At 67.9% G+C, this 11912-nt stretch carries 11 protein-coding genes and 1 pseudogene; 10 read left to right on the forward strand and 2 right to left on the reverse strand.

Translation table 11 applies throughout. The features are described from left to right. The first annotated feature begins 28 nt into the window (after window positions 1-28). From FHS97_RS15615 to FHS97_RS15625, 3 genes are all read left to right on the forward strand, one after another. Window positions 29-202: a hypothetical protein gene (locus tag FHS97_RS15615; RefSeq protein WP_184040114.1), complete on the forward strand. Its 174-nt coding sequence runs from the start codon at window positions 29-31 to the stop codon at window positions 200-202. 101 nt (window positions 203-303) lie between these two features. After that, window positions 304-606 (forward strand): CtrA inhibitor SciP, encoded by a 303-nt coding sequence (gene sciP, locus FHS97_RS15620; RefSeq protein ID WP_184040117.1) that lies wholly within the window; start codon window positions 304-306, stop codon window positions 604-606. A gap of 156 nt (window positions 607-762) precedes the next feature. After that, window positions 763-1020, forward strand: coding sequence for a GlsB/YeaQ/YmgE family stress response membrane protein (locus FHS97_RS15625; protein WP_028966854.1), 258 nt, complete (start codon window positions 763-765; stop codon window positions 1018-1020). Window positions 1021-1215: 195 nt separating this feature from the next. Here the strand turns inward: FHS97_RS15625 and FHS97_RS15630 are convergent, their stop codons facing one another. After that, complete coding sequence (locus FHS97_RS15630; protein ID WP_184040120.1) at window positions 1216-1947, reverse strand: SIMPL domain-containing protein; 732 nt, start codon at window positions 1945-1947, stop codon at window positions 1216-1218. Window positions 1948-2112: 165 nt separating this feature from the next. On the opposite strand from FHS97_RS15630, the gene FHS97_RS15635 reads away from it, so the two are divergent. From FHS97_RS15635 to FHS97_RS15665, 7 genes are all read left to right on the forward strand, one after another. Further along, window positions 2113-3291 (forward strand): efflux RND transporter periplasmic adaptor subunit, encoded by a 1179-nt coding sequence (locus FHS97_RS15635; protein ID WP_184040123.1) that lies wholly within the window; start codon window positions 2113-2115, stop codon window positions 3289-3291. A 13-nt stretch (window positions 3292-3304) separates the two neighbouring features. Further along, a complete protein-coding gene (locus FHS97_RS15640) occupies window positions 3305-6514 on the forward strand; it encodes an efflux RND transporter permease subunit (protein ID WP_184040126.1) in 3210 nt (1069 codons plus the stop codon). Window positions 6515-6741: 227 nt separating this feature from the next. After that, window positions 6742-7992, forward strand: coding sequence for a DUF445 domain-containing protein (locus tag FHS97_RS15645; protein ID WP_246346709.1), 1251 nt, complete (start codon window positions 6742-6744; stop codon window positions 7990-7992). An 88-nt stretch (window positions 7993-8080) separates the two neighbouring features. Further along, entirely contained in the window at window positions 8081-9202 is a 1122-nt protein-coding gene (locus FHS97_RS15650) for an ABC transporter permease (protein ID WP_184040129.1), read from the forward strand. Next, complete coding sequence (locus FHS97_RS15655; RefSeq protein WP_184040132.1) at window positions 9202-10158, forward strand: ABC transporter ATP-binding protein; 957 nt, start codon at window positions 9202-9204, stop codon at window positions 10156-10158. Before FHS97_RS15650 ends, FHS97_RS15655 begins: the two co-directional genes overlap by 1 nt. Window positions 10159-10161: 3 nt before the next feature. Continuing rightward, window positions 10162-11127 (forward strand): MlaD family protein, encoded by a 966-nt coding sequence (locus tag FHS97_RS15660; protein WP_184040135.1) that lies wholly within the window; start codon window positions 10162-10164, stop codon window positions 11125-11127. Window positions 11128-11138: 11 nt separating this feature from the next. Next, complete coding sequence (locus tag FHS97_RS15665; protein WP_184040137.1) at window positions 11139-11729, forward strand: ABC-type transport auxiliary lipoprotein family protein; 591 nt, start codon at window positions 11139-11141, stop codon at window positions 11727-11729. A 74-nt stretch (window positions 11730-11803) separates the two neighbouring features. Here FHS97_RS15665 and FHS97_RS17815 read toward each other — a convergent pair. Next, window positions 11804-11912: pseudogene (locus FHS97_RS17815) on the reverse strand (IS30 family transposase); the annotation flags it as partial.

The raw sequence follows: 11912 nt of genomic DNA on the forward strand, positions 1-11912 counted from the left end.
TTCAGACCGTTTCCTCTACATTAGGGATATGACAGCCGAAACGCCTCCTCCTGAAACACCATTGCTGTGCAGCCTGCGCGCGCGTCAGTTCGCGTCGCGCACCGCACAGGTGGCCCGCGCGCTCGGCGAGCCCGCGCGCGCGCCCGGCGGTGCGTTCAACGCCGAGGCCGCCGCGGCGCTGAGCAACTGGAAACAGCCGTGAACCGGTCGTTTACCGAACCGCTTTAGGAGCCGTTCAATCCATCGCCGTTACGTGACAGTCACGACATGGAATGGGGTCGCGGCCCCGAACCGAGGTTTGGAATGATCGAACAACAAGAAAATTGTCGCCCTGCCAAGGTCATCGGTCCGCTTGGAGAACCGCTGACGCTTGACTCGCTGCCGCCCTCGGACACCACGCGCTGGGTGGTTCGCCGCAAGGCCGAGGTGGTCGCCGCGGTTAACGGCGGGTTGCTGAGCGTCGACGACGTCTGCTCGCGCTATGGGCTGACGGTGGAGGAATTCGCCGGGTGGCAGCGCGCGATCGACCGTTCGGGGATGCCGGGACTGCGCGTCACCCGCATCCAGCATTACAAGACACTCTACGAGCGCCAGCAGAAGTTCTGACCATCGCCGGCCGGCGTCCCGTGTCGATACAGCTTCGCGGGACCGTGCGCTAAAACCTTGCCGCATTTTGGATTACGCGACCGGAACAATGTGCCGGGCTCGTGAGTAATTCCCGCCAGAGCAGCCACTCCGGGCGCATCTGAGGGGAGTATTATCATGGGTATCATTCTGTGGCTTATCATCGGCGGTGTCATCGGCTGGCTCGCCAGCATGATCATGCGCACCGACGCGCAGCAGGGTATCTTCCTCAACATCGTGGTCGGCGTCGTCGGCGCGTTCCTCGGTGGCCTGATCTTCTCGGGCGGGTCGATCAACAATGCTCCGCTGACCATCTACTCGTTCCTCGTTTCGCTGCTGGGTGCGGTCGTTCTGCTGGCGATCGTCAATCTGGCCCGTCGCGGTCGCGTGCGTTAATCGCACCGACGACCGACGTCTGACGACAAGGCGGCCGCCCAGGAAACCGGGCGGCCGCTTTTGTTTGTGGATTTTCGATCGAGCGTGCGCGTGCGCGTTCGCCTTCGTCGCCCCGGGCCGGATTGGGCGCCCCGCTTCCTCTCGCGGGCAGAAGGAAGCGTCATCCCGGATCAGGTCCGGGATGACGTCGTGCGCTTACTTCAGCAGGAAGCGGACGTTGACGCTGGCAGTCACGTCGGTTTCGCCGGGCAACACCACCGTTGCGGCGTCCGATTGGACGGCAGCGCGTGCCATCATCGGCATCGGACGCGGCCGGTCGCCGCCATTCTCCCCGGCCTCGTCGATCGCGACGATGCGCGCCACCGACAGGCCCGCTGCCTTGGCATAGAGTTCGGCGCGAGCGCGCGCCTTGGCGATCGCCTGCGTCCGCGCCTCGTCCAGCGCGGCGTCCGGATCGGACAGCGACAGGTTGGGCCCGTCGATCTGGTTGGCGCCCGCGCGCACCAGCGCGTCGAGCACCGCGCCGGCGCGGGCGATGTCGCGGAAGCGGATCGCGACCGAATTGCTCGCCTGATAGCCGGTGACGACCGGCGGCTTGCCGTCCTGATAGCGATATTGCGGCGAGAGCGCGACGTTGCTGGTCGACAGGTCGCGCGCGGCCAGTCCGGCGGCCTTCAACGCCTTGACCACCGCATCCATCCGCTGCGCATTCTCCGACAGTGCGGCAGCGGCGACTGGCGCCTGCGTCACGACTCCCGCGGTGATCGTCGCGAGGTCCGGCGTGCGCGACACGCGGCCGGCGGCGGTGAGGTCGAGCAACGTGCCGTCAGGAACGACCGTCGCCATCGGCAGCGCGACCTGCGCCGCCGCCGGCATCGCCACAACACCGGCGGCCGCGATCGCCAGCAGGGGCAACATTCGGTTCATGCAGAAAAACTCCCTTGATCAAGGTGAAAGCGCCTCTGCCCTGAAGCGTCGGAATGCAAGATGAACGGGACAGGTCGTTGTAATCAGGATAAGAGCCGCCCGCCGCGCGCCGCTTGTCACGGTGACGTAGGCGTGTAATACACGCCGTCGCGCGAAAGGGGAATCATGACGTACCAGGGCGGGGAGATGCAGGGCGAACAGCTGGTGCTGGAGGACCGCTCGCCACGCGCGCGGCGACGCTGGCTGCTGATCGGCGGGCTGGTGGCGCTGATCGCCGCTGCCGTCGCCTGGTACGTGCTCCGTCCCAAGGGTGAGGAGACGCCGCCCGCTACCGCCGCCAGCCAGGCGCCGGCGGTGACCGTGATCGTGCCCGGCGCGGAATCGGTCGCGCGGATCATCAGCGCCACCGGCACGCTGGCGGCGACCCGCGAGATGCCGGTCGGGGTCGCGGGCGAGGGCGGGATGGTCAGCCGCGTGCTGGTCGAGCCCGGCCAGTGGGTTCGCGCCGGGCAGGTGCTGGCGACGATCGACCGCTCGGTGCAGGCGCAGACCGCGCAGTCGCTGGCGGCGCAGATCAACGTCGCCAAGTCCGACCTGACGCTGGCGCAGGCCGAGCTGGAGCGCGCGCAGAGCCTCGTCGATCGCGGCTTCATCTCCAAGGCCGACGTCCAGCGCCGCATCGCGACCCGCGACGCGGCACGCGCGCGGTTGCAGGTGGCGCAGGCGACGCTGTCCGAGCAGCGTGCGCGCAACGCACGGCTCGACATCCGCGCGCCGGCCGCCGGGCTGATCCTGACGCGCGGCGTCGAGCCGGGGCAGATCGTCAGCTCAGGGTCGGGGATGCTGTTCCGCATGGCCAAGGGCGGCGAGATGGAGATGCGCGCGCAGCTCGCCGAGGGCGATCTGCAGGTGGTGCGCGTCGGCTCGCCCGCGAAGGTGGTGCCGGTCGGCGACACGCGCGCCTTCCCCGGCAGCGTCTGGCAGGTCGCGCCGGTGATCGACCCGCAGACGCGGCAGGGGATCGCGCGCATCAAGCTGTCCTATGACCCGGCGCTGCGCCCGGGCGGCTTCGCGAGCGCGACGATCACCGCGGGCGGCGCACGCCAGCCGGAACTGCCGCAATCCGCCTTGCTGAGCGACGAGAAGGGCAATTACGTCTATATCGTCGACGCGCAGAACAAGGTCGAGCGCCGCGCGGTGACGCTGGGCACCGTCGCCGACGATCGCGTCGCGATCGCCAGCGGCCTCAACGGCGACGAGCGGGTCGTGCAATCGGCCGGCGCGTTCCTGAACCCCGGCCAGACGGTGCGTCCGCAACGCGCCAAGCCGACCGCGACGCGGTAAGAGGACGCACGTCATGGGCTTTCGCAACATCTCCGCCTGGTCGATCCGCAACCCGGTGCCGTCGATCGTCCTGTTCCTGATGCTGACGGTCGCCGGGATCGTCAGCTTCGTGCGGATGGACATCAACGAACAGCCCGACATCGACTTCCCGATCGTCTCGATCGACATCACCCAGCCCGGCGCGGCGCCCAGCGAGCTGGAGACGCAGGTCACGCAGCGCGTCGAGGCGGCGGTGCGCTCGCTGGAGGGGATTGACGAGATCCAGTCGTTCGTGTCCGAAGGCGTGTCGACGACGATCGTCCAGCTCGACATCGGCACCCCGATCGACCGCGCGGTGAACGAGGCGCGCGACGCGATCACGCAGATCCGCGGCAACCTGCCCGAGGGGATTCTCGAGCCGCAGGTCGCGCGGGTGAAGATCAACGACAACGATCTCGGCAGCTATACCGCGGTCGGCACCGACATGACGTTGGAACAGCTCAGCTGGTACATCGACAATACCGTCACCAAGGAGCTGATGTCGGTGCCCGGCATGGGCGGGGTGACGCGCAACGGCGGGGTCAGCCGCGAGATCCGCGTGATCCTCGACCCCGCACGGCTCGCGGCACAGGGGCTGACCGCCAGCCAGATCAACGCGCAATTGCGGCAGGTGAACCTCAACGCGCCGGGCGGGCGCGCCGAGATCGCGGGTGCCGAGCAATCGGTGCGCGTGCTCGGCAATGCCCATACCGCCTATGAGCTGGGGCAGTTGCAGATCAACGTCGGCAATGGCCGTACCGTCCGGCTGTCCGATGTCGCGACGGTGCGCGATCTGTATGCCGAGCAGCGTTCGGCCGCGTCGGTCGACGGGCGGCAGGCGCTGTCGTTCGACTTCACGCGCGCCAAGGGCTATTCGGACGTCACCGTGTTCCGCGAGGCGAAGGCCAAGCTGGAGGCGCTGGAGAAGCGCAACCCGCAGGTCCGCTTCAAGATGCGGCTCGACGGGTCGAAATATCCGCTGGAGCAGTTCAAGACCGCGATCCATGCGATGATCGAGGGCGCGATCCTCGCGGTGATCGTCGTGTTCCTGTTCCTGCGCGACTGGCGCGCGACGATCATCTCGGCGCTGGCGATCCCGCTGTCGGCGATCCCGGCGTTCTGGTTCATGGATCTGATGGGCTTCACGCTCAACAACATGACGATGCTGGCGCTCAGCCTGGTGGCGGGTGTGCTGGTCGATGATGCGATCGTGGAAATCGAGAACATCGTCCGCCATATGCGGATGGGCAAGACCGCCTATCAGGCGTCGATCGACGCCGCCGACGAGATCGGGCTGGCGGTGCTGGCGACGACGATGGCGATCGTCGCGGTGTTCCTGCCGGTCGGGCTGATGCCGGGGATCGCGGGCCAGTTCTTCAAGAATTTCGGGCTGACCGTCGTCGCGGCGGTGCTGATGAGCCTCGCGGTGGCGCGGCTCATCACCCCGATGGTCGCGGCCTATTTCCTCAAGGCCGGCGGGCATGTCGAACATGGCGGGGGCTGGTTGCTCAACACCTATCAGCGGCTGCTGATCTGGACGCTCGACGGCACCCGCGCGGCGCGTGCGCGCGCCAAGGGCGGGGTGCACCGCGTGCTCGGTTACTGGCGCGATCACCGCATGTGGATGATCGGTGCGGGCGTGCTGGCGTTCGTGGCGACGATCGCGATGTTTGCAACCTCGCCGCTGACCTTCCAGCCGGCGCGCGACATGCCGCGCTCGACCGTGACGATCACGATGCCGCCGGGCAGCACCTTGCAGACGACGCAAGGCGTGGTCGATCAAGTCTATGCCGTGCTCAGCAAGCAGCCCGAGGTAGAGAGCATCTACACCCGGACGCTGGTCGGCTCGGGGCGCGTCACCGCGCAATTGCGCGAGAAGCGGAAACAGACCTCGACCGAGTTCGAGCGTTCGCTGGCGCCGGAGCTGGCGAAGATCGCCGACGCGCGCGTCAACTTCCAGTCGCAGTTCGGCTGGGGCGACAACAACCGCGACGTCTCGATCACGCTGGGCGGCGACGATCCGGTCGTGCTGCGGCAGGCCGCCGACCGGCTGGTCAAGGAAATGGGGACGGTGCCGGGGCTGCTCGCGCCGCGCATCGCGGGCGATCTCAACCGGCCGGAGATCATCATCAAGCCGCGGCTCGATCTCGCCGCCAGCCTGGGGGTGACCACCGCGGCGCTGTCGAACGCGATCCGGATCGCGACGATCGGCGACATCGACCAGAACAGCGCGCGCTTCTCGCTCAATGATCGGCAGATCCCGATCCGCGTCGCGCTTGAGCAGAGTTCGCGCTCGCGGCTGGCGACGATCCAGAATTTGCCGGTGCAGACGCTGACCGGCGGCTCGGTGCCGCTGAGCGTCGTCGCGGAGATCGGCTTCGGCTCCGGCCCGACGCGCATCCAGCGCATCAACCAGCAACGCCAGCTGACGATCGGCGCGGACCTGAGCCCCGGCCAGACGATCAGCGTGATGCTGCCCAAGGTCAAGCAGCTACCGGCGATGAAGAACCTCCCGCTCGGCGTGGGCGAGCTGAGCGTCGGGCAGGCCAAGTGGCAGATGGAGATGCTCCAGAACTTCATCGTCGCGGTGGTGGCGGGGGTGTTCCTGGTCTTCTCGGTGCTGGTGCTGCTGTATCGCCGTCTGCTGCCGCCGCTGGTCAACATGGCGTCGCTGACGCTCGCGCCGCTCGGCGGGTTGATCGCGCTGCGGCTGACCGGCAATCCGCTGTCGATGCCGGTGTTCATCGGCCTGCTGATGCTGCTGGGGATCGTCGCCAAGAACTCGATCCTGCTGATCGACTTCGCGCTGGAAGAGATGCAGGCGGGCGTGCCGTCCTATGACGCCATCGTCGATGCCGGGCACAAGCGCGCGCAGCCGATCGTGATGACCACCGTCGCGATGGTCGCGGGCATGGTGCCGACCGCGCTGTCGCTGTCGGGCGACGGCGCGTCGCGCGCACCGATGGGGATCGTGGTAATCGGCGGGCTGATCGTCTCGACCGTGCTGACGTTGCTGATCGTGCCCGCGGCGTTCTCGCTGGCGATCGGGGTCGAGCGGCGCGTCGGGCCGTGGCTGGGGCGGCGGTTGCTGACCTATCGTCCGGGCGACGAGGGTGCGGTGATCGAACACTCGCCGGTGGATGCGATCGGCGCGCCGCATGGGCGGATTCCGTTCCGGGGTGAGGGATCGCATCCGGCGGAGTAGGGGGGTACGGTTCGGCTGACACATGAACGTCGTGGGTGTCGGGCGGTCATTCGCGCATTCGACAGACATGGGCCCCTGCCTGCGCAGGGGCGACGACATAGCGGGTCCGTCATTGCGAGCGGAGCGAAGCAATCCAGGGCGTCCTAGTCCGACACGGGATTGCTTCGCCGCCTTCGCAAGGACGAGCGTAGCTTGAACTTCGCGGGCGATCAGGGATTGTTACGGGGATGATCGTCCGTGCCGCCCCTCCGCCTGCCGCCCTCGTCCGGATGCGGCGGCTTGCGGCGTTGTTGCTGGTGGCGATGGCGGCGGCGTTCTTCGCGTCGCGCGCGCTGGAGCCGCGGCATCCGGCGTGGGGCTTCGTCCGCGCCTTCGCCGAGGCAGCGATGGTCGGTGGGCTGGCAGACTGGTTTGCGGTGACCGCGCTGTTCCGCCATCCGCTCGGGCTGCCGATCCCGCATACTGCGATCATTCCGCGCAACAAGGACCGGATCGGCGACCAGCTCGCGCAATTCCTGCGCGAATATTTCCTGATCCCGGCGGTGGTCGCACGGCGGATGCAGCGGATCGACGTCGCCGCTGCGGCGGGTCGCTGGCTCGCCAATCCGCGCGGGGCAGGGGGCAGCCGGCTGACGCGCGGCATCTCGCGGCTCGCGACCGAGGTGTTGCAGGCGCTCGATCAGGAGCGGCTGGGCGGGATGGTGCGCGCGATGATGGTGACGCGCGTGCGCGAGACCGAGCTGTCGCCGATGCTGGGGCGTGCGCTGGCGGCGGCAATGGCGGAGGAGCGGCACCGCCCGGTCATCGACGCGCTGGTGCGCTGGATGCGCGGCGCACTGGGGTCGAACGAGCATCTGATCCGCGCGATGGTTCATGACCGCGCCGGCACGGTGCTGCGCTGGACCGGGCTGGACGAGACGCTGGCCAACAAGATCATCGACGGGCTCGACAAACTCGTCGCGGAGATGGCCGACAACCCCGAGCATCCGCTGCGCCTGAAGGTCGAGGAAGCGATGGCGAGCGTCGCCGAGCGGCTCCAGCACGACCCCGAGCTGCGCACGCGGGTGGAGACGGTGAAGATCGAGCTGCTCGAAAATCCGGCGATGCAGGACTGGATCAACGGGCTGTGGGAGCAGGCGCGCGCCGCGATGCTGCGCGCCGCGCGCGACCCCGACGCGTTGATGGCGGGCAAGCTGGGCGAGGCGCTGCACCAACTCGGCGCGACCTTGCAGGACGATCCGCGGCTCGGGCGGATCATCAACCGCTTCGTCCGCCGCGCCGCAGTGGGTGCGGCGGCCGATTATGGCGACGCGATCGTGCGGCTGGTGTCGGAAACGGTGCGCGGCTGGGATGCGCAGACCGTGACGCAGCGACTCGAGAATGCAGTCGGCAAGGACCTGCAGTTCATCCGCATCAACGGGACGTTGGTCGGCGGACTGGTCGGGGTCGTGATCCATGGTGTCGACGTGTTATTGTGAGTGAACGATCACAAAAGTGGTAAGTGCGCGGAACGATTGGCGTGCTGGGCGCTTGTGAGCGGATGACGTTTGCCGCATGGATCGACCGATGAGTGCGGCTGCCGACTTCAGCATGGATCGTGATGGCGCTGCGGGCGCCGACGGGCAGGTGTTGCGCGTGACGGGCGACCTGTCGCTGGCGCGGCTCGGCGATCTGCCGAACCGGTTGGAGAAGCAGGGCGGCCAGGTGTCGGTCGTCGACCTGTCCGCGGTCGAGCGGATCGACACGATCGGCGCCTGGGTGATCCACCGCTTCGCGCGCGAGCATGACGCACGGATCGAGGGGCTGAGCGGGAACGGGCAGAACCTGCTGGAACAGGTGCAGGCCGCCGACCAGCCGGTGCAGATGCGCCCGCAATCGCGCTCCCCGTTCCGTCGCGTGCTCGCGGAAATCGGCGAATCGACCGCGAATTCGGCGCGCACCGCGCTCGGGCTGCTCGGCTTCATGGGCGAGACGGTGATCGCGTTCGGCGGAATCATCCGCCATCCCAGCCGCTTCCGCTTCAACGCCACAGTGCAGCGGTTTGAGGTGGTCGGTGTCTCCGCGCTCGCCATCATCGGGCTGATGAGCTTCCTGATCGGTGTGGTGATCGCGCAGCAGGGCGCAGTGCAGCTGCGGCAGTTCGGCGCCGAGGCGTTCACGATCAACTTGGTCGGGCGCATCTCAATGCGCGAGCTGGGCGTGCTGATGACCGCGATCATGGTCGCGGGCCGGTCCGGCTCGGCCTTTGCGGCGCAATTGGGCACGATGAAGCTGACCGAAGAGATCGACGCGATGCGCACGATCGGCGTGTCGCCGATGGAGGCGCTGGTGCTGCCGCGCACGATCGCGGCGATCGTGCTGATGCCGTTACTTGGCTTCTACGCCGCGGTCCTGTCGGTGTTCGGCGGCTGCCTGTTGTGCTGGTTCGCGCTCGACATCCCGCCGATCGCGTTCGTCGCGCGGATCCGCGAGGTGGTGCCGATCACCGATGTGTTCGTCGGGCTCATCAAGGCGCCGGTGTTCGGCGCGATCATCGCGGTCGCGGGTTGCTTCCAGGGCATGCAGGTGAAGGGCGACGCTGAGCAGGTCGGGTTGAAGACCACCTCGGCGGTGGTGCAGGCGATCTTTATGGTGATCGTCGTGGACGCGTTCTTCGCGGTGTTCTTTGAACAGATCGGCTGGATTTGATGCCGCAGCACAACGCCCGCCGTCCGGACGACGCGCCGATCATCAAGGTGACCGGGCTGCGCAACGAATTTGGCGATCAGGTCATCCACGACAATCTCGATCTCGAGGTGCGGCGCGGCGAGATCCTCGGCGTGGTCGGCGGGTCGGGGACCGGCAAGTCGGTGCTAATGCGCTCGATCATCGGGCTGCAATCGCCGACGCAGGGTGAGGTCGAGGTGTTCGGGGAGCCGACGCTCGATCGCAGCGAGCATGATACGGTCGAGATCCGCAAGCGCTGGGGCGTGCTGTTTCAGGGCGGCGCGTTGTTCTCGACGCTGACCGTCGCCGAGAACGTGCAGGTGCCGCTGCGCGAATTCTATCCCGACCTCGACCTCGCGCTGCTCGACGAAATTGCCTCGTACAAGGTGGTGATGACCGGGCTGCCGGCCGACGCCGGGCCGAAATTTCCCGCCGAACTGTCGGGCGGGATGAAGAAGCGCGCCGGGCTGGCGCGCGCGCTGGCGCTCGACCCCGAATTGCTGTTCCTCGACGAACCGACCGCGGGACTCGACCCGATCGGGGCGGCGGCGTTCGACGATCTGACCAAGGCGTTGCAGAAGACGCTGGGGCTGACCGTTTTCCTCATCACCCACGATCTCGATACCTTGTACGCGATTTGCGACCGCGTCGCGGTGCTGGCCGACAAGCGGGTGATCGCGGTGGGAACGATCGACGAACTGCTCGCGCTGGATCACCCGTGGATCCAGGAATATTTCAACGGGCCGCGTGGCCGCGCGGCGGTCGCCTCGCAGGAGCGCAGCGCAGCCCGCGATGCCGCCGCGCACCCGACCGAGGTGACGCAGCTGCAGAGCGGTCAGCGCTCGCAGGGCAGCATGGCGGACGATTATGCGCGCGGCGCGGATACGACGGATCACGGCAGGTCGGCCGGCGTCACCGGGTCGGGCGAGAGGGGCTGAGAGATGGAAACGCGTTCGAACCATGTCCTCGTCGGCGCGGTGGTGCTGATCCTGCTGGCGCTGGTCGCGCTGTTCACGGTGTGGATCGCGCGGATCGGCGGCGCAGAAGAGCGCGACTATGACATCTTCTTCCGCCAGGCGGTCGACGGGCTGGCGAAGGGCTCGTCGGTGACCTTCTCGGGCGTGCCGTCGGGGCAGGTGAAGAGCATTTCGCTGTGGAAGCCCGATCCGCAATATGTGCGCGTGCGGATCAGCGTGAACAACGACACGCCGATCCTGCGCGGCACGACCGCGACGATCCAGGGCAGCTTCACCGGCACCAGCACCGTCAGCCTCGACGGCGCGATCAAGGGCGCGCAGCCGATCACCTGCCCCGAAGGCGACGCCGCCAAGAGCGTCTGCCCGCTGGGCGTGCCGGTGATCCCGACCAAGACCGGCGGGATCGGCGCGATCCTCAATTCCGCGCCGCAGCTGCTGGAGCGGCTGTCGACGCTGACCGAGCGGCTGACGGGCATGCTGAGCGACCGCAACCAGGCGTCGATCGCCGGCATCCTCGACAACACCAACCGGCTGACCGATGCGCTTGCCGACCGCGGGCCGGAGATCGCCGCGACGCTGGCGCAGACACGGATCGCGATCCAGCAGGCGGGCAATGCCGCCGAGCAGATCGGCGCGCTGGCGCAGACCACCAACGGCGTGCTCGCGAACGACGTCCAGCCGGCGATGGCCAATCTCAACAAGGCGATCACTTCGGCGCAGCAGAGCGCGGACACGCTCAATTCCGCGATCGGCGATGCGCGACCGGGGCTGACGACCTTCAGCAAGCAGACGATCCCGCAGGTCAACCAGCTGGTGCGCGACCTGCGCGTGACCGCCTCGTCGCTGAAGTCGATCAGCGAGCGGGTCGAGCAGGGTGGCGCCAGCTCGCTGGTGGGGCAGCCGGCGCTGCCGGACTATAAGGGGAAGTGACCGTGCGTGCTTTGGCGAACAAGCTCCTGATCGTCGCGGCGCTGGTGCCGCTGGCTGGCTGCATCCGCTTCGGCGCGACGCCGCCGCCCTCGCTGCTGACGATCGCTCCGCAGGCGCAGCCGGCGGCGGGAACGGTGCAGAATTCCGCGACCGGCCGCGCGATCGTGATTGAGGTGCCGGCGGTGCCGCAGTCGATCGCCGGGACGCGCGTGCCGGTGCAGGCGACCGACACGTCGCTCGCTTACGTCAAGGATGCGCAATGGGCCGAGCCACCCGCGCGGCTGTTCGCGCGGCTGCTGTCGGACACGCTGACCGCGCGTGCGCAGATGGTGGTGCTGTCGCCGGCGCAGTCGTTCGACGCGCCGAGCGCGACGCTGGGCGGCGAGCTGCGGACCTTCGGCGTCGATGCCGTGCAGCGGCAGGCGGTGGTGACCTATGACGCCTCGTTCACGCCGGCGGGCAAGCCGACCGTCGAGAAGCGCCGCTTCGAGGCGCGCGTGCCGGTCGGCGCGATCGATGCGGCGCAGTCGGGCGCGGCGCTGAGCCAAGCGGCCAATCAGGTCGCGCAGCAGGTGTCGGACTGGGTTGGCACGCAGCGGTAGGGTTGGTCGGTCCGGCTGTTAGCCGGGAATCCTTGTTACCCGGCAAGCTGAGGGCCGCTGCACGGCTGGTTCCGTCACCCCGGACATAATCCGGGTGTGGATTCACATTCGAAGTGCAACGGGAAGAAGGCCTCAGCGGGGGTTTGGAAGCCGAGGCATTTTCTGGGTGTATGATTGTGTCTG

Source organism: Sphingomonas endophytica (genome assembly GCF_014199415.1).
GTDB classification, from domain to species: domain Bacteria; phylum Pseudomonadota; class Alphaproteobacteria; order Sphingomonadales; family Sphingomonadaceae; genus Sphingomonas; species Sphingomonas endophytica.

Coding starts and splice junctions, on each gene's coding strand:
- FHS97_RS15650 (WP_184040129.1), top strand. CDS start 8,081: ATGAGTGCGGCTGCCGACTTCAGCATGGATCGTGATGGCGCTGCGGGC.
- FHS97_RS15660 (WP_184040135.1), top strand. CDS start 10,162: ATGGAAACGCGTTCGAACCATGTCCTCGTCGGCGCGGTGGTGCTGATC.
- FHS97_RS15635 (WP_184040123.1), top strand. CDS start 2,113: ATGACGTACCAGGGCGGGGAGATGCAGGGCGAACAGCTGGTGCTGGAG.
- FHS97_RS15625 (WP_028966854.1), top strand. CDS start 763: ATGGGTATCATTCTGTGGCTTATCATCGGCGGTGTCATCGGCTGGCTC.
- FHS97_RS15615 (WP_184040114.1), top strand. CDS start 29: ATGACAGCCGAAACGCCTCCTCCTGAAACACCATTGCTGTGCAGCCTG.
- FHS97_RS15630 (WP_184040120.1), bottom strand. CDS start 1,947: ATGAACCGAATGTTGCCCCTGCTGGCGATCGCGGCCGCCGGTGTTGTG.
- FHS97_RS15640 (WP_184040126.1), top strand. CDS start 3,305: ATGGGCTTTCGCAACATCTCCGCCTGGTCGATCCGCAACCCGGTGCCG.
- FHS97_RS15655 (WP_184040132.1), top strand. CDS start 9,202: ATGCCGCAGCACAACGCCCGCCGTCCGGACGACGCGCCGATCATCAAG.
- sciP (WP_184040117.1), top strand. CDS start 304: ATGATCGAACAACAAGAAAATTGTCGCCCTGCCAAGGTCATCGGTCCG.
- FHS97_RS15645 (WP_246346709.1), top strand. CDS start 6,742: ATGATCGTCCGTGCCGCCCCTCCGCCTGCCGCCCTCGTCCGGATGCGG.